The sequence below is a fragment of the Oceanospirillum sp. genome (assembly GCF_982874595.1).
In genome coordinates, this window is the sequence record NZ_CEYNZH010000002.1 from 101,170 (window position 1) to 125,619 (window position 24,450).

Consider the following 24,450-nt stretch of genomic DNA (forward strand, 5'->3'; position numbering starts at 1 on the left):
ACAAAGATACCGCATGTCAGAATTATTTACCGAATCTGTAGTCTAGTCTTTAAGCGGTTTTTATTACTCTTTTGGTTCGAATGGGCCGCCATGGACTTGTTGCACAACAGAGAGGATCATCGTGAACCTATCTACTCTACAACGTTATTTTTGCTCTGAGCCGGGAGCAAACCGTTTCCATTGGCAGTTACTGATTGCTGCGTTGATGTTTTTGTTCGCTGTTCCGGCTTTTGCTGCTGAAGGGCTTCAGCCGTTTCCTCTGGCGGAAACAGAGATGGAGAAAAGTCAGCCGTTGGATCAGCATCTGTTTGCAACGGGTCGAATTCAGAATAAAGGTGGTGAGGCCTTTCCTGAGAGTTGGCTGAGTTTGCCATCCGGTACGCTCAACCAGACTCTGTATCGGATCCGTTCAACCCGGGATACCGATGAAATTCTGGCGCATTATCAGGTTCAGTTGCAGCAGTCAGGCAGTGAGATTCTCTTTCAATGTAGCAGCCGGGAATGCGGCAGCAGCAACGATTGGGCTAACAGTGTCTTTAAGATTTCAACCCTTTATGGCGAAGACCGCGAGCAGCATTATGTTGCTGCCAGAAGAGAGCTGAATGGGCAGGCGGATTATGTCTCAGTTTACATTACAGAGCGTGGAACTGGCCGTATTTACGTTTATGTCATGCATTACCAGGTTAAGGCGGCTCCTGTGGCCACTAAGGGAGTAAAGCGTTCTCTCTATGAGCATCTGATTGAGACGGGTTGGGTGCGTTTACCTGTGTCTGCTGATGGATCGTTTGAAGAGGGCGTTTTTGGGCAGTTGCAGCAGTTAGCGGTTCAGTTGGAACGCAGTGATAAGCGCTTTTGGCTTGTGGCTCACCATTATGGCAAGCAGAGTGATGAAATTTTACAACAACGTTCTCAGCAAGCTGCAGCAAGACTACAGCGCTCTCTTGAAGAGTTCGGACTGTCCGTAGATAAACTTGAGCTGAAAGGGTTGGGCGCTCTGGCACCCACTAAAGACTCGGTTGCCTATGGTGGCCGAATTGAGTTAGTGGTTAAGAAATAACCCTCTTCTGGTCAGCCCTGATTGGGGCTGCTTGTGAGTACGTTAGACACAAAAAGGCAGGTCCGTAGATCTGCCTTTTTGTGTTTAGAGCAGATGAGGCCGGGGGCGATCAGGTTCCCCACTCTTTTGTTTTAAGCAGTACATAAACTGCACCAGTTCCACCATCGACCGGTAAGCAGGAATGAAAGGCGATCACTTCGGGCATCTGGCGAAGCCAAACGTTGACGTAGGATTTCAGCTCAGCGCGGCCACTACCTTCGGTCCAGGACTTACCGTGTACTACGATTACACTACGGAAGCGTCTCGCCCGGCAATCCTGAATAAATGAGTACAGCTCGGCTCGGGCTTCTTCAACAACCTGCCCGTGCAGATCCAAACCTTCCTGCCAGCTGATTTCCCCTTTTTTCAGTTCCTGAAAGGTTCGAAGTGGCAGATCCGGTACTTTAAAACTCAGAATATCGCTTGGCTTTTTATCCGGAATATTCCCCTCAGAAAGATTGTCCACGACAAACTTGTCTTCAGCCGCTGTTGCAGCAGCTCGCTTAACAGCTGCGTTGATATCTTTTTTCTTTGGCGTTTTCAGAATGACCTTGTCGCTTTTGATCTTTTTTACACCGCTCATGGCCGAACGAAACAGGTCCATATCATCGAGATTGTCATCAAAGCTGTCGTCAAAAGCGCTGGTTTTACTAGGAGGATTATCTGGCTGGAAGGTTTTACTCATTGTCTTGCCCGGTATTCGTGGTCGGGCAACGATACCAGATGAACTTATTCTGGCAAGTGAAGATCTTTTTCTCTTCTGAAAGAGGAGTTTGGTTTATAGCAGCCAGTTGCTGGGTTAAACTTGCTATCAGAACGTGTGGTTAAGGCTGATGATTGGAGAAAACTCGTGCCACAGACAAAAGCGCTAACTGAAGTTGCTCAGCAACTCTTTACCATCAAAGATTATATCCGCTGGACCTTTTCTCAGTTTAATCATCACAAAGTGTATTTTGGCCACGGTACCGACAATGCTTGGGATGAAGCGGTTCATCTGGTGCTGGGGAGTCTTCATTTACCGTGGAACTTTGATCCTGCGATGCTGGATGCCCGCGTTACCCATGATGAAGCGATCGTGATCCTGAGTCATGTTGAGAAGCGCTGTCTGGATCGTGTGCCTTTGGCTTACCTCCTGGGTGAAGCCTGGTTTGCAGGTCTACCGTTTAATGTGGATCACCGGGTACTTGTGCCTCGTTCTCCCATTGGTGAGCTAATCCAGAATCACTTTGAGCCTTGGCTGACTGAAGAGCTGACCCGTGTACTGGACCTTTGTACCGGCAGTGGCTGTATTGGTATCGCGACGGCTTATGCTTTCCCTTATGCCCGTGTGGATCTGGCTGATATTTCTGAAGAAGCGCTGTGTGTCGCCCGCAGTAATGTTGAGCGCCATGATTTGTCGGATCAGGTGACGGTTTATCAGTCTGATTTGCTTGATGATCTGCCGGAAGACGCCAGCTATGATCTGATCGTATCCAATCCGCCGTATGTGGATGAAGACGATCTCAGTGCTATGGCAGATGAATATCAGCATGAACCTGCTCTGGGGTTGGGTTCAGGGGCTGATGGTTTGGATATAACTCGTCGTATTCTACGCGATGCACCGCGTTACTTATCTGATAATGGTGTGCTGATTTGTGAGGTCGGCAATAGTGAATTTGCACTGCAGGAGGCCTTCCCGGAAGTGCCTTTCCTCTGGCTGGAGTTTGAGATGGGTGGTCAGGGCGTCTTTATGTTGACCGCTGAGCAGCTCAAAGAGTTTGCTGGTCACTTCGCCTGAGTTGATCGGTTCCCCCTGAATAAATCCTAGGGCTCTGTGGCTCATGCTTTTTGCGACGGCGTTTCGTGATTTCAAACGTTCAGGACTCAATTTTAAAGAATAAATGATGCCCCTAGGGGCAATGCAAGAGAGAGTGTCATGTCTGGCAATAGCTTTGGAAAACTGTTCACCCTGACAACCTTCGGCGAGAGCCATGGCCCGGCTTTGGGTGCCATTATTGATGGTTGTCCCCCGGGACTTGAGATTACCGAGGAAGATCTTCAGCTGGATCTGGATCGTCGTAAGCCCGGTACATCCCGTCATACGACTCAGCGTCGTGAACCGGACCAGGTGAAAATTCTGTCCGGTGTCTTTGAAGGAAAGACTACCGGCACAGCTATCGGTCTGATGATTGAAAATACCGATCAGCGTTCCAAGGATTATTCCAATATCGCGCAGCAGTATCGCCCGGCCCATGCGGATTACACCTACAACCAGAAATACGGCTTTCGCGATTATCGTGGTGGAGGCCGTTCCTCTGCCCGTGAAACTGCGATGCGGGTTGCTGCCGGTGCGATCGCCAAGAAATATCTGAAGGAGCGTCTGGGTATCGAGATCCGTGGTTACCTGTCTCAACTGGGCCCGATCAAAGTGGAAAAAGTTGACTGGGATCTGGTGAATACGAATCCTTTCTTCTGCCCGGATGCCGATAAGATCACCGAGATGGAAAACTACATGGATGCCCTGCGTAAAGAGGGTGAGTCCGTGGGGGCTAAAGTGACGGTTGTAGCCTCTCACGTGCCACCGGGTCTGGGCGAGCCGATTTTTGATCGTCTGGATGCGGAGCTGGCTCATGCGCTGATGAGTATCAATGCAGTTAAAGGCATTGAGATCGGTGCGGGTTTTGATTCTGTCGAGCAGAAAGGTACTGAGCACCGTGATGAGATAACACCCGAGGGGTTTCTGTCCAATAGTGCCGGAGGTATTTTGGGCGGTATTTCGTCTGGTCAGGATATTGTGGCGCATATCGCCCTTAAGCCGACCTCCAGCCTGCATCTGCCGGGTAAGAGTATCAATGTTAAAGGTGAGCCAGTTGAAGTGGTGACCAAAGGCCGTCACGACCCTTGTGTGGGCATCCGTGCGACACCGATTGCGGAAGCTATGATGGCGATTACTCTGATGGATCATTACCTGCGCCATCGCGCTCAATGTGGTGATGTTGAGATGCCAACACCGGTGGTTCCAGCTCAAGTATAATATCATCCGGTGTGTTAGCTGACGGCTTAACGGATCGGCAGAAGATGCCTTGGCTTTTGAGTCGGGGCATTTTTGTTTTTGCAGCAGACTTTACTGTTTGTCTGGACTCCAGACTGCTACTCAGAATTGTGAATGAGGAAGAGCCTTGAAAACTGATTTTGATGTTAAGAATCAAAAGGCCTGTCGGGTATGAAAGGTTTGATTTACTGGTCGTTATCCTCGGTCTATTTTTTCTACTTTGCGGTACTGGGAGTAACGAATCCCTATTGGGGACTTTATCTGCAATCGTTGGGTTTTGATGCGGAGCAGATTGGGGCGCTAATGGCGGTATTTATCGCTACCAAGCTGATAGCACCGAATATCTGGAGCTATTTAGCTGACCGAAATGATGCTCATGTTTCCGTGATGCGACTCGGCGCTATGCTGACACCTCTCTTTTTCCTGACAATTTATCTACAGCAGGGTTTTTGGAGCATGGCCATTGCTATGATGCTGTACAGTTTCTTCTGGAATGCCATCTTACCGCAATATGAAGTGATTACACTTAAAGCGATAAAGGGGCATGAAGAGCGGTACAGTCAGATCCGGCTTTGGGGTTCTGTCGGTTTTATCGTGGCTGTAGCTGGCTTAGGTTGGCTGTTGGATTGGGTTGAGGTCCACTGGCTTCCGGTCTGTATGTTTTTCATCATGCTGATGATGGCGTTCAGTTCCTGGTGGATACCTGTTAGTCGTTTCTGGAATACTGAAGTAGACAATGCCGGACAATCTAATGCGGGTGAACTAACGGATCTACAGCCTGAGATAGGATTTTGGCAACGGCTGAAGCAGCCACCCATTCTTATTTTTTTGCTGGCAGTCATTCTGATGCAGATATCTCATGGCCCCTATTACACCTTTTTCTCAATCTATATGGAGGCGATTGGCTATAGCCGTAGTCTTATTGGATTGCTATGGTCATTAGGTGTAATGGCTGAAGTTTTACTCTTTGCCATAATGCATTTGTTATTGAGAAGCTTTAGCCCTCAACTACTTTTAACCGTTAGTCTGGTTCTGGCAGCGGCTCGCTGGTGTATGGTCGGATTTTTTGCTGAACAGCTCATGTTACTTTTGGTATCACAGCTGTTGCATGCTGCGTCTTTTGGAAGTTTTCACGCAGCTTCTATTGCTCTGGTTCAACGTTTTTTTTCCGGAAAAACGGCTGCACAGGGGCAAGCCGTATACAGTTCTCTGGGGTTTGGTGTTGGAGGTGCCTTAGGTGCTTGGGGTAGTGGTTTGCTCTGGGTTGATCTTGGCCCGCAGTGGAGTTATCTGCTGGCCGCATTCGCGGCAGGTTTTGGCGCTGCTTTAATGCTGTTTTCCCTTTGGAAGTACCGTCGTTATTGGTGTCGGTCTCAATTGTAAATATTTTTAAGGTTATGACTAAAACGTCATTTTAGGTCGCAAACACTTTCTTTGTGCAGTTGCAACATAGTGATACTGCACGTTACATTAGTCCGATAACGCCCTGCTCTGGGGAAAGGAGATTGCCATGAAGGTGAACATCGAAGTCGATATGACACCCGAAGAATTTCGTAAGGCGATGGGCCTTCCGGATGTGCAAAAGTTTCAGGAAGATCTGATGGCGAAAATTCGTCAACAGATGGAAGAGGGCGTTGAAGGTTACGAGCCTTTAGCTCTGATGAAGCCTTTTATTAGTCAGGGGTTTGATTCTGTTGAGACATATCAAAAAATGATGATGCAAATGCTCAACAGTTACACCCAGCAAAAATAAAATACGCTTCAAAGCAAAATGGAATGTTCTAATAGAGATAGGGAAGCGACAGGGAGAATATCTGCTTTTTATAGTGCCGGACGCACTGGCAGATTGAAGAACGCTGAGTTCATTAACGCCATGCACATCGTCTTTTCGTTTGTGCTGTGCAATATGAATGCCTCTTGAGTGTAATCATATTGACACCTGGCAAACCATAGAATTGATCAAGTCGATAATCCAAAAAAGGAATCCACCATGCAAGATAAAATCATGAACGCTTTTACTGAGCAAACTAAAAACATGTATGCACCTATGCGTAAAATGAATGCGCTGATGGTTGAGAACATGGAAAAAATGACTGACTTTCAGATTGAAGCTCTGAAGTCATACAGCAAAATGGGCGTAAACCAACTGAAAAATGCGACTGAAATCAAAGACGCTGAGTCTGTACGTGATTTCACTGCTTCTCAGGCTGAACTGATGAGCACTCTGAGCAAGAAAGTTCTGGAAGATGCGAAGAGCATGGCCGATATGACCATGGAATTTAAGCAGGAAGTTGAAAAGATTGTTGAAGAGTCCCGTACTTCAGCAACGGCAGCTGCAGCGCCTGCTGCAGAAGCTAAGCCAGCGGCAAAAGGCCGTAGCTCTGCTTCAGCTTAATCTGCTGAATGTTTCAAGAGGGCCGCGTTAGCGGCCTTCTTTTTCTCCTCCCTTCCGATTACATGCTTGTCGAAAGACACCAGGGATGACCCGGTCTATTTCAGACCAAGTGAGGTATGCTCATGAGTGAACAGAGCACAGATTCAACGGATTACATCTACGATCCCGCTGAGTTGGCGGATTTTATTACCAACGCCAACAGCCAATACCAGAAACTTATCGAACAACTGATGTCCCGCCAGGGCATGAGTGATCCATCCCTCTCTATCTTCTTTGATGTTTCAGAATCTTTTCAGAAGATGTCTGAGCAACTCGCTGTAAACCCGATGGTTGTTTATGAGGAGCAGATGAATCTGTGGAAAAGTCAGATTCAGCTTTGGCAAAATGCTGCTCGCCAGATGATGGGGGAGACGGTTGAACCTGTTGTTGAGCCGGCGAAGGATGATCGTCGCTTTAATGATGGCGAGTGGGTTGAAAACGCACTATTTGATTTTATCAAGCAGTCCTACCTGCTGTTTGCCCGCAGTATCTTTAATATTGTGCACAATATTGAAGGCCTGAGTCCCCATGCTCACCAGACCATTGACTTCCATACGCGTCAGTTTGTGAATGCTATGAGCCCGAGTAACTTCGTGGCCACTAACCCTGAAGTTCTGCGTCGTACCTTTGAAACCAAAGGTCGCAACCTGATTCAGGGTATGGAGCAGCTGGTTGAAGATCTTAAAGCCAGTCGTGATGGTCTGAATGTCGCTATGACAGATCGTACTGCGTTTAAACCCGGTGAAAATGTTGCCAGCACCCCGGGCGAGGTTGTTTACCAGAATGACCTGATGCAGCTGATCCAGTACAAGCCGACCACTGAAAAAGTCTTTAAGACGCCGCTGCTGATCGTTCCACCCTGGATCAACAAGTATTACATTCTTGATCTGCGCTCCAGTAATTCACTGGTGAAGTGGCTGGTTGATCAGGGGCACACCGTATTTATTGTTTCCTGGGTGAATCCCGGTCCTTCTCTGCGTGATAAAGGTTTTGAAAACTACATGCTGGAAGGTCCACTGGATGCGATTGATGCGATTGAGCAGGCAATCGGTGAGAAAGAGGTTAACATCATCTCTTATTGCATCGGTGGTACCCTGACCGCATCTACGCTGGCCTATATGGCGGCGAAGAACGATAAGCGGGTGAAGTCTGCAACCTATATGGCGACCCTGCAGGACTTTACCGATCCCGGTGAAATTGGTGTCTTTATCAATGAAGCCACGCTGGCGGGTATTGAGCGTCAGCTGGATCGTGATGGCTATCTGGATGGCCGTGCGATGTCTTTCAGCTTTAACCTGTTGCGTGAAAATGACCTGTTTTGGTCATTCTTTATCAACAACTACCTGAAAGGTGAGCGTCCGGCAGCATTTGACCTGCTGTATTGGAACACGGACAGCACCAACATGCCGGCGGCGATGCACAAGTTCTACCTGCGTAATATGTATCTGGAAAATAACCTGATCAAGCCGGGTGGCATTACCCTGAATGAGACACCTATTGATCTGAGCAAGATCAAAACACCGGTGTATTTCGTATCCACCATTCAGGACCATATCGCCAAGTGGACCTCGACCTACAAAGGTGCTCAGGTGCATTCCGGACCGGTTAAGTTTGTACTGGCAGGTTCCGGCCATATTGCTGGTATCGTTAATCCGCCAACCAAAGAGAAATACGGTTTCTGGACGAACGATAAGCTGGCCGATACACCTGATGCATGGTTTGCCGGAGCTGAGAAGCATCCGGGTTCCTGGTGGCCCGACTGGCAGGAATGGAGCACGTCGAACAAGTACGCTGACCCTAAAACAATGGTTGCAGCCCGTGAACCGGGTGCCGGTAAGCTGAAAGTGATTGAAGCGGCTCCGGGTACTTACGCCACGACCAGAATTGTTGATGTTCTGAAAGCAGAGGCAGCAGCGGGTCAATAAAAGATCAGCTGTCAATAAATAAAGCCGACCTTGCTCGACAAGTGTCGGCTTTTTTTCTATACCGCGTCCTACAAACCCTATCTGGCATGATGCTGCTTTTACTGTGACGTTGAGTTTAGTAGCCTTATCATCTTCTGGCCTGCGTTAGAGAGGGTGCGCTCTTTGTGGTAGAGATAGCCTAACGGGCGGGTAATATCGACATCGGGTAGTGGGATCACCTGCATAGTTTCGTCAATCAGAGTGTCTGGCAGAAGGCTCCAGCCAAGTCCGATAGACACCATCATCTTCAGGGTCTCCATGTAGTTGGTGGATAGTGCCACATTTAAGGTCAGATTTTCTCTCGCAAAGGCACTTTCAACAATGCCACGGGTAAAGGTCTGAAATCCTGGTAAAACGGCATCGAAGAGAGTCAGATCCTGAAGCCTGACTGTATCGTGTTGATTGAGTGGGTGGTCTTTTGATACCACCAGTTTCAGATGGTCTGTCCAGACCGGTACCACTTTCAGGCTGCTGTTGGTTTGGGGGGACAACGTGACCACCGCCAGTTCCAGTTTGCCCTGCAGTATGCCTTCGTAAGCCTGTTCCGAATCCAGAAAGCGCATATCCAGTTTCACCTGCGGGTGCTGATGGGTGAAGGCTTTCAGCACAGGGGGGAGCCGGTGCAGTCCGATATGGTGACTGGTGGCCAGCACCAGAGAGCCGGTCACCTCACCATTCAGATTGTTCAGTAATCTTCGGGTATCCTCCAGCTCAATCAATACGTTCTGTGCCCTGGGCATTAATGCCTGCCCGGCTTCCGTCAGGTGTGTCTGCCGACCGATACGGTCAAAGAGCCTGCAATTCAGCTGCTGTTCCAGATTGGCGATCCGTTTGGAGATGGCGGGTTGTGTCAGGTGCAGCAGCTCAGCCGCCCGTGAGAAGGAGCCGGTTTCGGCGACGGTAATAAAGGCGTGCAGTGATTGAGTGTCCATGGGCTGTCTCTTCTTGTTTTTTTGGTCTTGCGGGTGTCCGGTTACAAGCGGCCAGCAACCCGATCTTTTTGGTGAGTGGTTTAGCTAAGTATAACCAATAGGAATTCAATAGATAAAAAATATGAATTTGTTTTATCACTGCAGCGCTTATAAACTGACTTAAATCTCCCGAAAAAAGAAAACGGATTGCCGCTTTAAAACTGCACTTCCGGATAAATCGATTGAAATACTCGGGCTGAATAAAAAAAGATGCATGAGGAGTTAGGCGGATGGCAGGCAAAACCCTGTACGACAAGTTGTGGGATAACCACTTGGTTGAAGAGCGTGATGACGGTACTTCATTAATCTATATCGACCGTCAGTTGTTGCACGAAGTAACCTCGCCGCAGGCGTTTGAAGGTCTGCGTCTGGCGGGTCGTAAGCCGTGGCGCCTGGATACTAACCTTGCAACGCCGGACCACAACGTACCGACCACTCTGAAAGAGCGTAAAGAGGGTAATGCTGGTATTGAGGATCCGGTATCAAAAATTCAGGTTGTTACTCTGGATGATAACTGCGATGACTTCGGTATCACCGAATTTAAGATCAACGATATCCGTCAGGGTATTGTACACGTGGTTGGCCCTGAGCAGGGTGCGACTCTGCCGGGTATGACGCTGGTGTGCGGTGATTCCCACACGGCAACCCACGGTGCTTTTGGTGCGCTGGCACACGGTATTGGTACCTCTGAAGTTGAACACGTACTGGCAACCCAGTGCCTGATTCAGCGCAAAATGAAAAACATGCTGGTTAAAGTGGATGGCACACTGGCTCCCGGTGTAACCGGTAAAGATATCGTACTGGCGGTGATCGGTAAGATCGGTACGGCAGGCGGTAACGGCTGTGCCATCGAATTTGGCGGTGAAGCGATCCGTAATCTGTCGATGGAAGGTCGTATGACCATCTGTAACATGGCGATTGAAGCCGGTGCCCGTGTGGGTCTGGTGGCTGTGGATCAGACCACGATTGATTATGTTAAAGGTCGTCCTTTTGCACCGACAGAAGCGCAGTGGGATCAGGCCGTTGAAGCCTGGAGTGATCTGCACTCTGATGCTGACGCTGTTTTTGATCATGTGGTTGAGCTGAATGCAGCGGATATTGAGCCGCAGGTGACATGGGGTAACTCCCCTGAGATGGTCGTTCCTGTTTCTGCTGTTGTGCCGAGTCCGGCAGATCAGTCTGATGAAAACCAGCAGAAAGCCTATATCCGTGCGCTTGAGTACATGGGACTGAATGCCGGTCAGGCGATTACGGATATCAAGCTGGATCGCGTCTTTATCGGTTCCTGCACCAACTCCCGTATCGAAGATCTGCGTGAAGCGGCTGCCGTTGCCAAGGGCAAAAAAGTCGCGGCTAACGTTAAACAGGCGCTGGTTGTTCCGGGTTCTGGTCTGGTGAAGCAGCAGGCAGAAAAAGAAGGTCTGGATAAGATCTTTATCGAAGCCGGTTTTGAATGGCGTGAGCCGGGTTGTTCCATGTGTCTGGCGATGAATGCCGACAAACTGGGTGCCGGTGAGCATTGTGCTTCTACCTCGAACCGCAACTTTGAAGGTCGACAGGGCTTTGGTGGTCGTACCCATCTGGTGAGTCCGGGCATGGCCGCAGCCGCAGCGGTTGCCGGTCACTTTGTTGATGTTCGTGACGTTCTGCAAGCTAACTGATTACCGGAGGCACCCATGGAAAAGTTTACTCAATTAGATGGCTTGGTTGCTCCAATGGACCGCGCCAATGTCGACACCGACATGATTATCCCGAAGCAGTTTCTGAAGTCGATCAAGCGTTCCGGCTTTGGGCCAAACCTGTTTGATGAACTGCGTTATCTGGATGAAGGCAAGCCGGATCAGGATTGCAGTCAGCGTCCGAAGAACCCGGACTTTGTTCTGAATCAGCCCCGTTACGAAGGTGCTTCGGTACTTTTGGCCCGTAAGAACTTTGGTTGCGGTTCGTCCCGTGAGCACGCGCCTTGGGCGTTGCTGGATTACGGCTTTCGCTGTGTGATCGCGCCAAGCTTTGCCGATATCTTCTATAACAACTGCTTTAAGAATGGCATTCTGCCGATTGTGCTGGATGATGCGACCGTAGACAGTCTGTTTAAAGAGGCTGCCGACGAAGAAGGTTACCGTCTGACGGTGGATCTGGAAGCGAAAGAGATTCGCACCTCTGCGGGTCGTACTATCCCGTTTTATGTGGATGACTTCCGCCGTCACTGCCTGATCAACGGTTTGGATGATATCGGCCTGACGCTGGAAAAATCTGATGCAATCAAAGCGTTTGAGACGAAGCACAAGGCTACTCAGCCATGGCTGTTTCGTGAAGCCTAATTGCAGAGCCTGATATACTCAGCTGAGAAAACTGATTCTTTAGAAGATAAGGGCAGGTGCTCAGCCTGCCTCAGGAAAAAAGAAAATGACAAAAAATGTATTAGTACTGCCGGGTGACGGTATTGGTCCTGAGATTGTAACCGAAGCGGTTAAAGTGCTGGGTGCGCTGAATCTGGATATCGAAATCGATACCGCTCTGATTGGTGGTTCTGCTGTTGATGCAACCGGTAATCCTCTGCCGGAAGAAACGCTGACTAAAGCACGTGCTGCTGATGCGATTCTGTTGGGTGCGGTAGGTGGTCCTAAGTGGGATGGCAACCCGATGGAGCAGCGTCCTGAGAAAGGTCTGCTGGGTATTCGTTCTCAGTTGGAGCTGTTTGCTAACCTGCGTCCTGCGATTCTGTACCCGCAGCTGGCCGAAGCCTCTACTCTGAAGCCTGAAGTGGTTTCTGGTCTGGATATCCTGATCGTGCGCGAACTGACCGGTGGAATCTACTTTGGTCAGCCTCGTGGTATCCGTACTCTGGAAAACGGTGAGCGTGAAGGTTACAACACCTACGTTTACTCTGAGTCTGAGATCCGTCGTATCGGCCGTCAGGCGTTTGAAGCCGCTCAGAAGCGCGGCAAGCGTCTGTGTTCCATCGATAAGTCCAATGTACTGGAAGTAACCGTACTGTGGAAAGAGGTGATGGACGATCTGGCGAAAGAATACCCGGACGTTGAGCTGTCTCACATGCTGGTGGATAACGCAGCGATGCAGCTGGTGCGTGCACCTAAGCAGTTTGATGTGATGGTAACCGGCAACATGTTCGGTGACATTCTGTCGGATGCTGCTGCGATGCTGACCGGTTCTATCGGTATGCTGCCGTCTGCTTCTCTGGATGAGAACGGTAAAGGTATGTACGAGCCGTGCCACGGTTCTGCGCCGGATATCGCAGGTCAGGGCAAAGCGAACCCACTGGCGACCATCCTGTCTGTTGCTATGATGCTGCGTTACTCGCTGAATGAAACAGCAGCGGCTGACCGTATCGAGAAAGCGGTAGAAGCGGTGCTGGATCAGGGGCTGCGTACCGGCGATATCATGTCGGAAGGCTGCAAACTGGTCAGCACTGAAGAGATGGGAGAAGCGGTTGTTGCAGCGCTTTAATAAGCGCTGTAAAACCTGATTCACTGAAGAATAAGCAGTGACAGGCTGCAATCGGGCAGACCACAAGTTTGCCCGCTAAAACCCTGTCGTTTATCCCTTAACCGACCTTTGTCTTTAAGATAGGCGGGGGGCGGAAATACTCCATAGACCAATAGGTGACAATATGGCTCAAAAACGTGTAGGTCTTGTTGGCTGGCGCGGAATGGTAGGTTCTGTGCTGATGCAGCGCATGCAGGATGAAGGTGACTTCGCCCAGATCGAACCTATTTTCTTCACAACCTCTCAGGCAGGTCAGGCGGCACCGAACTTCGGTAAAGAAGCCCCTGCTCTGAAAGACGCTACCGATATCGACGAGCTGAAGGCCATGGATATTATCATCACCTGTCAGGGTGGTGATTACACGAAAGCCGTTTATCCGAAACTGCGTGAAAGCGGCTGGAACGGTTACTGGATCGACGCGGCCTCTTCGCTGCGTATGGATGATGATGCCATCATTGTTCTGGATCCGGTCAACATGAACGTGATCAAAGACGGCCTGGCGAACGGTGTTAAAACCTTTGTTGGCGGTAACTGTACGGTTTCCCTGATGCTGATGGGACTGGGCGGACTGTTCCAGAACGATCTGGTGGAGTGGATGACCTCCATGACCTATCAGGCTGCTTCCGGTGGCGGTGCCCGTCATATGAAAGAGCTGATCTCTCAGATGGGTATTATCCACGGTTCCGTTGCTGACGATATCGCGTCTGCAGCGGCTATTCTGGATATCGACCGTAAAGTTGCGGAAACCATTCGCAGCGATCAGATGCCGCTGGATAACTTCGGCGCGCCACTGGCAGGCTCTCTGATTCCATGGATCGACAGCAAGCTGGATAACGGCCAGAGCCGTGAAGAGTGGAAAGCGGTTGCTGAGACCAACAAGATTCTGGGTCTGGATAAGAACCCGATCCCGATCGACGGTACCTGTGTCCGTATCGGTGCGATGCGTTGCCACAGTCAGGCATTCACCATCAAGCTGAAGCGTGATGTGCCGATGGACGAGATCGAGTCCATGATTGCCGAAGCGAACGACTGGGTTAAAGTCATTCCTAACGAACGTGATATCACGGCTCAGGAACTGACCCCTGCGAAAGTAACCGGCACTCTGAGTGTACCGGTTGGTCGTCTGCGTAAGATGAACATCGGTAATGAATACCTCAACGCGTTCAGCGTGGGTGATCAGCTGCTGTGGGGTGCTGCAGAGCCTCTGCGTCGTATGCTGACGATTCTGTTGAATGACTAAGCGCTGACGCATACTTCTGTCGGAGTGCTGGAGAAGTAGTCGACGGGTTAAGTCCTGTTGCTTTGACTTCGCAAAGAAGCCTGCCTCTCGGCAGGCTTCTTCCGTTTCTGCGGCAAGCCATTACCTTTTGTAATTTATTAAGTTCATCTTTTTAGATCTCTCTTGAGAAAATAGACCTAAACTGCAGGCTTTTTTTAATTTCTTCGTCTCAGGTTCAGATATACTGAGCGCTTGCCGATAAAGATTTCATCTCATCAATTTAAATGGTTAGCCAAAAAAGTGTTTTTACTTTGGCTTGCTTTTTGCTTTGCATAAAAGCAGGTCATTAGCTTTTGGGTATTACTTCAGTGTTTCGATCCAAAAAAAGCTGAGAAAAAATAACGACCTAAACTAATAAAAAACCTGAATGGTTCTTTGGTGATGTGTACAATTTGTTGAATAATTGATAAAAGTTACACATATCCAATATCAACTGGGACAGTTAAGACTAGGGTTTGCCGATCTTAGTTTGTCGTGCTGCCGTTCAGGTCAGTGCAAAGTGTTAAGGAATCAGAAATATGGTGCGCAAGCTGGCGGGTACTCTTGCGACGGTGGGCATGTTAAGCAGTCCACTGGCGTTTGCTTTGGGGCTCGGAGAAGCCGAGTTACTTTCTTCACTGAATCAGCCGTTTAAGGCTACGATTCAACTGGCACAGACTAAAGATGTCGATGCATCAGATATCCGCGTACAACTTGCGGATGAGCGTGCTTTTGCCAAGGCTGGTTTGGATCGTCAGTTTTTCCTGCAGAACCTGAAGTTCAGCGTTCTTTCTGGTGAAAATGGTCCCTATATTGAGTTGAGCAGTTCCCAGTCGGTAAAAGAGCCTTTTCTGAACTTTCTGCTTGAGGTTGAATGGCCTCAGGGGCAGTTGATGCGGGAGTATACCTTCCTGCTTGACCCGCCAACCTATAATAACACTCTGACGCAGCAGTATGCCCAGGCTACTCCAACCTCTCAGCCACTAGCTGCTCCAGCTGCAGGTAACCTTGTGGAAGAAGGGGCTCGCCGAATTAAGGTTGGCCCGACTGATACCTTATGGAGTTTGGCCCGTAAAAACCGTCCGGACACCAATGTTTCTATTAAGCAGGCGATGCTGGCGATTCAGGATGCCAACCCTGATGCATTCCCAACGGGTAATATCAACAACATGGAAGCAGGTAGCACCATCCTGATTCCAAGCCGTAATGCGATGGTTAAACGCAGCGCTAATAAAGCTATCTCGGAAGTCGCCCGTCAAAATAAAGCTTGGGTTGCTTTTAAGGCGCAAACATTACCTGCTGCTCCTAAGCAGCAGAAAGCGTCTACTAATGAGTTGGTTGAGAGTAAGCCTTTTAAACTGGTTCCAAAGGTTGAAGAGGATATTAATCGGGAATCTGCCGCGGCGGATTTAAAAGAAGAGTTGGCTCTGAGCAAAGAGACTCTTGATCAATCAGTTCGTGAGAAGGCAGAGCTTTCCAGTCGTCTGGACGATCTCCAGAAACAAGTCGATACCTTACAAAAACTACTTCGCCTGAAAGACGAGCAGCTGACTGCGATGGAGGCGATGCTAGATAAGCAGAATCAGTTGCTTGCCGGTAAGAGCGTATCTGATGAGTCAGACGCAGGCATGAATCAGGAAACCCAGCCACCTGCTGCCACAACGACGTCTGCCGCAGTTACTGGCCAGGTGAGCTCTGGGGCCATCGGCCTTGATCTGGCTGCACAAGCTGAAAAGCAAAATACCGAGGCTGAAGCATCGTCCAAGCCAGAGATGGCTTCCGGTAATAGTTCTCAGGAAGATGTTCAACCGGAATCTAAACCTGAACCGGTTAAGTCTTTCTCTCTTGATAAGCAGGAATCTCAGGAGCTGGATCCGGGCTCATTCCTGGTTGATACCCTGCGTAAGAATGCCACGATTATTGGTGGTGCCGCTGCCGCCATTCTGGCGCTGATTCTTCTGCTGATGATTATGCGTCGCCGTCGTAAGTCTGGTGGTGATGCAGGCGGTAAGAAAAACAATTCTGATGATTCTGATATGACAGGCCTGGCTACAGGTGCTGCCGCCGGAGCCGCAGGTATGGCATCACTGGATGCAATGTCTGACGATGATCTGCCTGATGATTTAACTCTTGATGATGATTTGAGCGGTGATCTGGAGGATGATCTAAGCCTTGAGGATGGAGCTTCTGAATCTGCTACTGAAGAGATGAGTTTAGATGATTTGGGAGAGTCCGATGTTTTGACTGAAGCCTCTGCTGAGGTTGAAGATCTGGGTGATTTCGATTTAACTGATGATGAAGTATCAACTTCATCTGGTAGTGAAGATCTTGATTTGGATGGTGATCTAGATCTCGATGATTTGGATTTTTCTGAAGACTTTGATCTTGGTGATCTTGATGAGAGCTTAGGTGAAAATAATTCAGACGATGGGGAGGACTTTCAAGTCCCTTTCGCACAAGCTGAGTTGACAGCAAACACCGTTTCAGCAAAGGATGCTGATTTAGGTGAGTCGGCTCAGGATAATCTCATTGAACAGGATACTGTTGAACTCGAAATTCCGCAGGTTGTTGAAACACGTGCAGAATCTGACGGTCTGGGTGACCTGGAGCTCGGGGATATCTCTGAACCAGATAATACGGTTAAAGAAAATGAATACAGTGACTACGAGCAGGTTGATCTTGAAGGTGATGAGCTGACGGATTTTGAAAGTGATGAACTGGTTGATCTTGAAGGCGATGATCTGAGTGATCTTGAAGGTGATGAACTGGTTGATCTTGAAGGTGATGATCTGAGTGATCTAAACTTGCTGGATGTAGGTTCGGATAAATCTCATGATGATGAGTCTTTGTTCTCATCTGGTGATGAGCTCAGCGATGAAGATTTGTTGGCAGAGCTCACGGGAGAGGTCGATTCAAACCTAGCCGATCATTCGGATGATTCTGACTTGAAAGCTTCTTACGCAGATGATTTGTCTGCACTGTCTTCGGGCGGTACTTCTGATACTTCTGAAGATGATTCAGACATATTAAATACTCTGGATGAAGCTCAGTCCTATCGGGAATTAGGTCAGCCGGAACAGGCCGCTGCAATTCTGCAACGTACGCTGGGTGAAAACCCTGAAGATAACAATGTTCGCCTGAAGTTTATGGAGGTATTGGTTGATCTTGATGACGAGGCAACCTTTGATCATGAGCTGCGTCAGCTACAGGAAGTGGGCGATGCAAAAGCGCTGAGCGATGCATTAGCTTTACAGCAGGAGCTTTATAATAAAGTAGGAGCCAGTAATTACGTTGGATCCTCTTCGTTGGACTCAGATGACCTGGCTGATTTGGATGATATTCAGGCGTTGGGTAGTGAAATTGCTGAAGAGCCGGTTTCTGAAGTCCTTTCAACTGATGCCGAAGAAGACTCCGATAGTGGTGCTGATAGCAGTGACTACGATCTTGATCTGAGCAGTGAGCTGGATGCGCTGGAGCGTGATTTTGAGCGTTATGCGGGAGAAGAAGCTTCTGATGACTCCAGTTTGGACGATGTTGATTTTGAGTTGACCGATCTTGATCTGAGTGATGATATCAAAGACGGTGAGCCTATGATCAATCTGGATCCTTTGGATTTGGGGGATCCGGAGCCACTGGATACGGATGACTTCGAACTAACGGATTTGGCCGATCTGGAATCAGACGATCTGGTGCAGATGTCTACTCTGGATGAGCCATCAGAGTATGACTTTGATGATACTCGTGAAGCCTTGCGCTCTGATACTCAGGATTACATCGCGGATCTGGGTGACCTGTCGATGTCTGCCAGTAAAGACGATGATGTTCTTGAGCTGAGTGGCATGGAAGATCTGGTTGGCCGGGATCTGGCGGATGTCGACGATATCGTTGATCTGTCGCCGAATATTGATGAAGATGATGATCTGGCAGACTTGGGTGAGTTATCTGATATTTCATTCGATGAAAGTTCTGATGATGATCAGCTCAATATCGATGGTCTACTGGATGAAAATGAAGATCCTGAAATTAAGCTGGATCTTGCCCGTGCTTATGTGGATATGGGGAATACAACCTCAGCCATTGAGGCGCTGGAAGATGTTCTGAACCGTGGCAATGCGGATCAGAAAAATGAAGCCAGAGAGCTGATCACCAAGCTTCAGAGTGAATAACTATCTGGATCTCTGTTAATGATGTAACAGATCGGGTCTGACTTAGGTCAGGCCCGTTGCTGTTTCTGGTCAGCCCTTTATGGGCTGCTTTTGTTGAATATTCTGTTTGTTTTTGGAAAGCCTTCCTTCGATATGATTCAGCTTCCTGTAATTCCCGATGATAATGGCCGTGCCGGTCGCTATGCGATGTGTGTTGAATACAATGGTGCAGGCTACCATGGCTGGCAAACCCAGCAGGCCGGTGTGAAAAGCGTGCAGGAAACACTGGAGAAAGCCCTGAGCAAGGTGGCGAATGAGCCTGTCACCGTGATGTGCTCGGGTCGTACCGATACGGGTGTTCATGCGTCTGCTCAGATCGTGCATTTTGATTCTACGGCTGTGCGTTCCAGCAAAGCCTGGACTTTTGGCTGCAATACCAATCTCCCGGACAGCATTGCTGTGCGCTGGGCTGTCCCGGTCGATTCTGAGTTTCATGCCCGTTATTCAGCGATTTCCCGACGCTATCGGTATGTGATCTATAACCAGCGTGTTCGTCCGGCACTGATGTGTGATCAGATGACCTGGTTTGATCGCCCGCTGGATGAGCAACGGATGCATCAGGCGGTTCAGCATCTGTTGGGCGAGAATGATTTTTCCTCATTCCGTGCTGCCGGTTGCCAGTCCAATACGCCGTGGCGTAATATCGAGAATGCCAAGGTTTTCCGAATGGGCAGCCTGGTGATTCTGGAGATTCAGGCAAATGCTTTCCTGCATCATATGATCCGCAACATTGTTGGCGCTCTGCTGCCGGTGGGGGCAGGGGATAAACCTGTTCAGTGGATTACTGATTTGCTGGCTCTGCGTGACCGTACTCAGGCGGGTGTGACTGCGCCGCCCAATGGCCTCTATTTTGTTGAAGCTCAGTACCCAGAGCATTTTGGTCTGCCAAAACTGGAGCTTGGCCCGCATTTTTTAACCCTGTTAGGTTCTGAGAATATCTGAGTCATGCGAACTCGTGTAAAGATCTGTGGTATTACCCGAATAGAAGATGCGTTAGAAGCGATTGAGGCAGGTGCCGATGCTTTGGGCTTTGTGTTTTATAAACCCAGTCCACGCTATGTGAGCCCGGAGAAAGCCGGAGTGATCATTGCTCAGTTGCCTCCTTTTGTTTCCACCGTTGCACTTTTTGTTGATGAACCAGCTGAAGATATTTGTCGTATCCTAGAGACCAGTCACTGTGACCTGATTCAGTTTCATGGTGATGAATCTGCTGAGTTCTGTACATCTTTTAACCGTCCGTGGATAAAAGCGCTTCGTGTAAAAGATGCAGCGTCACTGTCGCAGCAATTATTGGAATACCGGCAGGCCCGCGCATTGCTGCTGGACAGCTACCGACCCGGAGTTCCCGGGGGCACTGGCGAAACCTTCAACTGGGATCTGATCCCTGATGATCTGCCGCGACCACTTATTCTTGCCGGAGGTTTGACTCCGGAAAACATCAGCTCTGCCGTACAGCAACTCCAACCCTATGGGGTTGATGTGTCAGGCGGTGTTGAAGCCCAAAAAGGGATTAAAGATCCCGTTAAAATTCATGCATTTATTAGAGGTGCAAATCCGTGACCAAGGCGAACACCTATGCTGAACTTCTGCAACTGCCGGATACAAAAGGCCACTTTGGCCCGTATGGCGGTCGCTTTGTTTCAGAAACGCTGAGCTACGCGTTAGAAGAACTGGAAGAAACCTACAACAAATTATCAAAAGATCCTGAGTTTCAGGCTGAGTTTGATAAAGATCTGGCCCATTACGTGGGTCGTCCTTCGCCGCTTTATCACGCAGAACGATGGTCACGGATGCTGGGTGGTGCACAGATTTTTCTGAAGCGTGAGGACTTGAATCACACGGGTGCTCACAAAGTCAACAACACCATTGGTCAGGCACTGCTGGCGAAATACACCGGTAAACCCCGTGTTATCGCTGAAACCGGTGCCGGTCAGCACGGCGTAGCAACCGCTACTGTTGCCGCTCGTCTGGGTCTTGAGTGTGAAATCTTCATGGGTGCGGATGATGTAAAACGTCAGTCCCTGAACGTTTACCGTATGAAGCTGCTGGGTGCGAAAGTTCACGCAGTAACCTCAGGTTCCCGTACTCTGAAAGATGCAATGAATGAAGCGCTGCGCGACTGGGTAACCAACGTCGACAATACCTTCTACATTATTGGTACTGTTGCCGGTCCACACCCGTATCCTATGCTGGTGCGTGACTTTAACTCTGTAATTGGCCGTGAAGCTCGTGAACAGAGTCTGAAACAGAATGGTCGTCTGCCGGATGCGCTCGTTGCCTGTGTGGGCGGCGGTTCTAATGCGATGGGGCTGTTCTATCCCTTCCTGCAGGATGAGTCTGTGGCGATGTACGGTGTTGAAGCCGGTGGTGACGGTGTTGAAACCGGTCGTCATGCTGCGCCTTTGTGTGCTGGTGAGCCAGGTGTTCTGCACGGTAACCGGACTTACCTGATGCAGGATAACGATGGCCAGATTATCGAAACCCACTCGGTTTCAGCGGGTCTGGATTATCCGGGTGTTGGCCCTGAGCACGCTTATCTGAAAGATATTGGCCGTGTTAACTATGTTGCGGCTAATGATGACGAAGTACTGGCTGCATTCCGCGAACTGACCCGTGTTGAAGGCATTTTGCCGGCACTGGAAAGTAGTCATGCGCTGGCTTATGGCCGCAAGCTGGCTCAAAGCATGAGCCCGGATCAGCACATTATTATCAACCTCTCCGGCCGTGGCGATAAAGATATCCACACCGTTGCAGGTATCGATGGAATTACGGTGTGAGGTTGATGATGACACGTATTGAAGAAAAGTTTGCAGCTCTGAACGCAGATGGTAAAAAAGCGCTGATCCCCTATATCACAGGTGGTGATCCTAAGCCTGAGTACACCGAAGGCCTGATGCACGCACTGGTTGAAGCCGGTGCGGACATGATCGAACTGGGCATGCCGTTTTCTGACCCTATGGCGGACGGCCCTGTGATTCAGAAAGCCTGTGAGCGTGCCCTTGCTGCCGGTGCCAGTGTTCAGGGTGTTCTGGATATTGTAGAGTCTTTCCGTAAGAAAGATGCCACCACGCCGATCGTGCTGATGGGTTATCTGAACCCGATTGAGCATATGGGTTATGAGGCTTTTGCCGCTAACGCTAAGAAAGCCGGTGTTGATGGTGTCCTGCTGGTGGATCTGCCGCCGGAAGAAGCCGATGATGTTGTACCTGTCTTTAAAGAGTCCGGTATCGACACTATCTTCCTGGTTGCGCCAACCACAACGCCTCAGCGTGCCGCTAAAATTGCCGCACACGCTTCCGGTTATCTCTACTATGTTTCTGTGAAGGGTGTTACCGGTTCTGCCACACTGGATGTAGCAGAAGTGGGTAGTAAGCTGTCAGGCTTGCGTGAACTGACGGATGTGCCGCTGGCTGTAGGCTTCGGTATTCGCGATGGTGCTTCGGCAGCTGCAGTTAGTCAGGTGGCCGATGGCGTTATCGTTGGTAGTGTCCTGGTGAACTGCATTGCTGAGCTGGCGGAAACACCTGAAAAGATCGCTCCGGCACTTCAGGAGCGCATTAAAGAGATGCGTTTGGCGATGGATGCCTAAAAACACGCTTCTTTACTTTATGTGATCCGTGTTGTTTTGGTATATTGCACCTATTGCTCAAGAACGCCCCTTTTTCAGGGGCGTTCTTTATCTCAAAAAGATTCGCTGCTGGTCGCCTGAGGGCGGCCATGCTGTTATACGGAATAACAGAAGTAAATAACTTATGAGTTGGCTCGAAAAAATTGTACCTTCGATCGTTCGTTCCGATCGTAACCGTCGTAACAATATTCCTGAAGGCCTGTGGCGCAAGTGCCCTAAGTGTGAAACTGTTCTCTACCGCCCTGAGCTGGAGAAGAGCCACAATGTGTGCCCGAAATGTGATCACCACATGCGTCTTACTGCTCGTAAGCGTCTGGGTATGTTCCTTGATGAAGAGGGTCGTACCGAGCTGTTCTCTGAAATTGAGCCGGTTGATCGTCTGAAATTCAAAGACTCGAAAAAGTACAAAGACCGTCTGGCTGTAGCTCAGCGTGATACTGAAGAGAAAGATGCGCTGATCGTGATGCGTGGTTCCGTTCAGGGCGTTGAAGTGGTTGCTTGCTCTTTCGAGTTTAGCTTCATGGGTGGTTCCATGGGTTCTGTGGTTGGCCAGCGCTTTGTTAAAGCGGCTGAACTGGCACTGGCAGAAGGTATTCCGTTTATCTGTTTCTCCGCCAGTGGTGGTGCCCGTATGCAGGAAGCTCTGTTCTCCCTGATGCAGATGGCCCGTACCAGTGCCGCTCTTGAGAAACTGAAGCAGGCGGGTATTCCTTATATTTCTGTTCTGACTGATCCTGTTTATGGTGGTGTATCCGCGAGTCTTGCGATGCTGGGTGACCTGAACGTTGCTGAACCTTTCGCGCTGTGTGGCTTTGCTGGTCCTCGTGTGATCGAGCAGACAGTACGTGAAAAACTGCCGGAAGGTTTCCAGCGCAGTGAGTTCCTGCTGGAGCATGGTACGGTTGATATGATCATTCACCGTAATGAGCTGCGTGAGCGCATCTCATCTATTCTGCGTAAACTGACGGCTATGCCCGCCAACTGAGCCTTCGCTGATCAATGAACTCCAAATCCGGTACCTCGGTCTCCGGTACGCAAACCCCTGAATCTCAGGGGTTTGCTGCTGATGCGGCCTCCCTTTCTGAATGGCTGGGCTATCTTGAAGCTCTGCACCCCACTGAAATCGACCTGGGACTTGACCGTTTGCGTCAGGTTGCTGAGCGACTCGATATCACATCGCTGCCCTGTAAAGTGGTTACCATTGCCGGTACTAACGGCAAAGGCTCAACGGTTGCGCTGCTTGAAAGTGTGTTGCGGGCTGCAGGCTACCAAACCGGTTGCTACACCTCGCCTCATTTTCTGCACTACAACGAGCGTATTGCACTCAATGGTGAGCCGGTTTCCGATAAGCTGATCTGCAACGCTTTCGCTGCGATCGAAAAAGCCCGTGGCGATATCTCCCTGACCTATTTTGAGTTCGGTACTCTGGCGGCGTTTCTGGTTTTTGCCGAGCAAAAGCCGGATGTGGCGATTCTGGAAGTGGGTTTAGGCGGCCGCCTTGATGCGGTCAATCTGATCGATCCGGATGTGTCTGTAGTGACTACGATCGCGCTGGACCATGAAAGCTGGCTGGGCTCTGATATTGAGCAGATTGGTCGGGAGAAAGCGGGAATTTTCCGTGCCGGAAAACCAGCGATTATCGGTTCACTGCAGATTGTTGGTTCTGTTCGTGAAACAGCAGAAGCACAGGGTTGCTCCTCGGTTGATCAGCTGGGCTACCAGTATCGCTGGTCTGAGGCTGAGAAAGGCTGGAACTGGCAGCAGCTGAATGCAGATGGCGACGTCGTTTTGCAGTATCTGCAGCTGCCGGAAGTGAACCTGCCTACAGACAATGCCGGGACGGTTTTGCAGGTGATTCAGCGTCTTGGGCTGGATCTGTCTGCTAAAGCGATCTATCAGGGGCTTGCGACGGCTCAGCTGACAGGACGTATGCAACGTGTCGGGCGTTTTATGCTGGATGTGGCGCATAACCCCCATGCGGCAGAATATGTGGCAAAGCGTTTGCCTGCACCTTCCGGCAAACGGGTCGCGTTGCTGGGAATGCTGGATGATAAAGATATCGAATCTGTGCTGGATATTATGGCTCCGCACTTTGATGCCTGGTATCTGGCCCAGTTGGATGGCCCCCGGGCAACCGATGTGAAACGCATAGAATCACACCTGTCTGCCAAGGGATGTGATAACATGCGCAGCTTCGAGAATGTTTCCTCAGCCCTCGATGGTGTCTTAGAGGAAACTTGTGACCAGGATCTTGTCTTTGTTTTCGGTTCTTTTTTTACGGTAGCCGGTGTTTTGGCTGAGAAAGAGCGGCTAAGTGCCTGATATGTTAATATCCGGTTTAGTTATTACGAACGCA

At 49.7% G+C, this 24,450-nt stretch carries 20 protein-coding genes; 18 read left to right on the forward strand and 2 right to left on the reverse strand.

The annotated features are described in order from the left end of the window. The first annotated feature begins 121 nt into the window (after positions 1–121). Positions 122–1,057: a DUF4892 domain-containing protein gene (locus AC4GL5_RS01805; protein ID WP_490381073.1), complete on the forward strand. Its 936-nt coding sequence runs from the start codon at positions 122–124 to the stop codon at positions 1,055–1,057. 109 nt (positions 1,058–1,166) lie between these two features. On the opposite strand, the gene AC4GL5_RS01810 is transcribed toward AC4GL5_RS01805, so the two are convergent. Beyond that, entirely contained in the window at positions 1,167–1,781 is a 615-nt protein-coding gene (locus AC4GL5_RS01810; RefSeq protein ID WP_490381074.1) for a Smr/MutS family protein, read from the reverse strand. Between the two features lie 165 nt (positions 1,782–1,946). Here AC4GL5_RS01810 and prmB point away from each other — a divergent pair, with 165 nt between their 5' ends. The 6 genes from prmB to AC4GL5_RS01840 all read left to right on the forward strand — a co-directional run bounded on the left by prmB (position 1,947) and on the right by AC4GL5_RS01840 (position 8,486). Continuing rightward, a complete protein-coding gene (gene prmB / locus AC4GL5_RS01815; protein ID WP_490381075.1) occupies positions 1,947–2,873 on the forward strand; it encodes a 50S ribosomal protein L3 N(5)-glutamine methyltransferase in 927 nt (308 codons plus the stop codon). A gap of 138 nt (positions 2,874–3,011) precedes the next feature. Beyond that, positions 3,012–4,109: a chorismate synthase gene (gene aroC, locus AC4GL5_RS01820; RefSeq protein ID WP_490381076.1), complete on the forward strand. Its 1,098-nt coding sequence runs from the start codon at positions 3,012–3,014 to the stop codon at positions 4,107–4,109. 189 nt (positions 4,110–4,298) lie between these two features. Further along, positions 4,299–5,510, forward strand: a complete 1,212-nt coding sequence (locus AC4GL5_RS01825) for an MFS transporter (RefSeq protein WP_490381077.1) — start codon at positions 4,299–4,301, stop codon at positions 5,508–5,510. Between the two features lie 127 nt (positions 5,511–5,637). After that, the gene (locus tag AC4GL5_RS01830; protein WP_086480549.1) at positions 5,638–5,880 is read left to right on the forward strand and encodes a DUF6489 family protein; all 243 of its coding nucleotides are present in this window, start codon (positions 5,638–5,640) and stop codon (positions 5,878–5,880) included. 237 nt (positions 5,881–6,117) lie between these two features. After that, positions 6,118–6,522 (forward strand): phasin family protein, encoded by a 405-nt coding sequence (locus AC4GL5_RS01835; RefSeq protein WP_490381078.1) that lies wholly within the window; start codon positions 6,118–6,120, stop codon positions 6,520–6,522. Positions 6,523–6,644: 122 nt separating this feature from the next. After that, entirely contained in the window at positions 6,645–8,486 is a 1,842-nt protein-coding gene (locus AC4GL5_RS01840) for a PHA/PHB synthase family protein (RefSeq protein ID WP_490381079.1), read from the forward strand. Positions 8,487–8,584: 98 nt separating this feature from the next. On the opposite strand, the gene AC4GL5_RS01845 is transcribed toward AC4GL5_RS01840, so the two are convergent. Then, positions 8,585–9,457 carry a LysR family transcriptional regulator gene (locus tag AC4GL5_RS01845; RefSeq protein ID WP_490381080.1) on the reverse strand — a complete coding sequence of 291 codons (873 nt, stop codon included), beginning with the start codon at positions 9,455–9,457 and terminating at the stop codon, positions 8,585–8,587. 269 nt (positions 9,458–9,726) lie between these two features. Between AC4GL5_RS01845 and leuC the strand changes: the two genes are divergently transcribed. From leuC to folC, 11 genes are all read left to right on the forward strand, one after another. Further along, positions 9,727–11,157: a 3-isopropylmalate dehydratase large subunit gene (gene leuC / locus AC4GL5_RS01850; protein WP_490381081.1), complete on the forward strand. Its 1,431-nt coding sequence runs from the start codon at positions 9,727–9,729 to the stop codon at positions 11,155–11,157. Between the two features lie 15 nt (positions 11,158–11,172). Then, positions 11,173–11,817: a 3-isopropylmalate dehydratase small subunit gene (leuD, locus tag AC4GL5_RS01855; protein WP_490381082.1), complete on the forward strand. Its 645-nt coding sequence runs from the start codon at positions 11,173–11,175 to the stop codon at positions 11,815–11,817. A gap of 85 nt (positions 11,818–11,902) precedes the next feature. After that, the gene (gene leuB, locus AC4GL5_RS01860; RefSeq protein ID WP_490381083.1) at positions 11,903–12,964 is read left to right on the forward strand and encodes a 3-isopropylmalate dehydrogenase; all 1,062 of its coding nucleotides are present in this window, start codon (positions 11,903–11,905) and stop codon (positions 12,962–12,964) included. Positions 12,965–13,127: 163 nt separating this feature from the next. Next, entirely contained in the window at positions 13,128–14,243 is a 1,116-nt protein-coding gene (gene asd / locus AC4GL5_RS01865; protein WP_490381084.1) for an aspartate-semialdehyde dehydrogenase, read from the forward strand. Positions 14,244–14,800: 557 nt separating this feature from the next. Next, entirely contained in the window at positions 14,801–18,427 is a 3,627-nt protein-coding gene (locus AC4GL5_RS01870) for a motility hub landmark protein FimV (RefSeq protein WP_490381085.1), read from the forward strand. Positions 18,428–18,559: 132 nt separating this feature from the next. After that, positions 18,560–19,408: a tRNA pseudouridine(38-40) synthase TruA gene (gene truA / locus AC4GL5_RS01875; protein ID WP_490381086.1), complete on the forward strand. Its 849-nt coding sequence runs from the start codon at positions 18,560–18,562 to the stop codon at positions 19,406–19,408. Positions 19,409–19,411: 3 nt separating this feature from the next. Further along, positions 19,412–20,026 (forward strand): phosphoribosylanthranilate isomerase, encoded by a 615-nt coding sequence (locus tag AC4GL5_RS01880; RefSeq protein ID WP_490381087.1) that lies wholly within the window; start codon positions 19,412–19,414, stop codon positions 20,024–20,026. Continuing rightward, positions 20,023–21,243, forward strand: a complete 1,221-nt coding sequence (trpB, locus tag AC4GL5_RS01885; protein WP_490381088.1) for a tryptophan synthase subunit beta — start codon at positions 20,023–20,025, stop codon at positions 21,241–21,243. The genes AC4GL5_RS01880 and trpB overlap by 4 nt, the downstream gene beginning before the upstream one ends. 8 nt (positions 21,244–21,251) lie before the next feature. After that, on the forward strand, positions 21,252–22,055 hold the full coding sequence (gene trpA / locus AC4GL5_RS01890; protein ID WP_490381128.1) for a tryptophan synthase subunit alpha: 804 nt from the start codon (positions 21,252–21,254) through the stop codon (positions 22,053–22,055). A gap of 163 nt (positions 22,056–22,218) precedes the next feature. Next, complete coding sequence (accD, locus tag AC4GL5_RS01895) at positions 22,219–23,079, forward strand: acetyl-CoA carboxylase, carboxyltransferase subunit beta (RefSeq protein ID WP_490381089.1); 861 nt, start codon at positions 22,219–22,221, stop codon at positions 23,077–23,079. Positions 23,080–23,093: 14 nt separating this feature from the next. Beyond that, positions 23,094–24,416: a bifunctional tetrahydrofolate synthase/dihydrofolate synthase gene (gene folC, locus AC4GL5_RS01900; RefSeq protein ID WP_490381090.1), complete on the forward strand. Its 1,323-nt coding sequence runs from the start codon at positions 23,094–23,096 to the stop codon at positions 24,414–24,416. Positions 24,417–24,450: the final 34 nt, after the last annotated feature.

Coding starts and splice junctions, on each gene's coding strand:
- AC4GL5_RS01810 (WP_490381074.1), bottom strand. CDS start 1,781: ATGAGTAAAACCTTCCAGCCAGATAATCCTCCTAGTAAAACCAGCGCT.
- aroC (WP_490381076.1), top strand. CDS start 3,012: ATGTCTGGCAATAGCTTTGGAAAACTGTTCACCCTGACAACCTTCGGC.
- AC4GL5_RS01825 (WP_490381077.1), top strand. CDS start 4,299: ATGAAAGGTTTGATTTACTGGTCGTTATCCTCGGTCTATTTTTTCTAC.
- AC4GL5_RS01830 (WP_086480549.1), top strand. CDS start 5,638: ATGAAGGTGAACATCGAAGTCGATATGACACCCGAAGAATTTCGTAAG.
- AC4GL5_RS01835 (WP_490381078.1), top strand. CDS start 6,118: ATGCAAGATAAAATCATGAACGCTTTTACTGAGCAAACTAAAAACATG.
- AC4GL5_RS01840 (WP_490381079.1), top strand. CDS start 6,645: ATGAGTGAACAGAGCACAGATTCAACGGATTACATCTACGATCCCGCT.
- AC4GL5_RS01845 (WP_490381080.1), bottom strand. CDS start 9,457: ATGGACACTCAATCACTGCACGCCTTTATTACCGTCGCCGAAACCGGC.
- leuC (WP_490381081.1), top strand. CDS start 9,727: ATGGCAGGCAAAACCCTGTACGACAAGTTGTGGGATAACCACTTGGTT.
- leuD (WP_490381082.1), top strand. CDS start 11,173: ATGGAAAAGTTTACTCAATTAGATGGCTTGGTTGCTCCAATGGACCGC.
- leuB (WP_490381083.1), top strand. CDS start 11,903: ATGACAAAAAATGTATTAGTACTGCCGGGTGACGGTATTGGTCCTGAG.
- asd (WP_490381084.1), top strand. CDS start 13,128: ATGGCTCAAAAACGTGTAGGTCTTGTTGGCTGGCGCGGAATGGTAGGT.
- AC4GL5_RS01870 (WP_490381085.1), top strand. CDS start 14,801: ATGGTGCGCAAGCTGGCGGGTACTCTTGCGACGGTGGGCATGTTAAGC.
- truA (WP_490381086.1), top strand. CDS start 18,560: ATGATTCAGCTTCCTGTAATTCCCGATGATAATGGCCGTGCCGGTCGC.
- AC4GL5_RS01880 (WP_490381087.1), top strand. CDS start 19,412: ATGCGAACTCGTGTAAAGATCTGTGGTATTACCCGAATAGAAGATGCG.
- trpA (WP_490381128.1), top strand. CDS start 21,252: ATGACACGTATTGAAGAAAAGTTTGCAGCTCTGAACGCAGATGGTAAA.
- accD (WP_490381089.1), top strand. CDS start 22,219: ATGAGTTGGCTCGAAAAAATTGTACCTTCGATCGTTCGTTCCGATCGT.
- folC (WP_490381090.1), top strand. CDS start 23,094: ATGAACTCCAAATCCGGTACCTCGGTCTCCGGTACGCAAACCCCTGAA.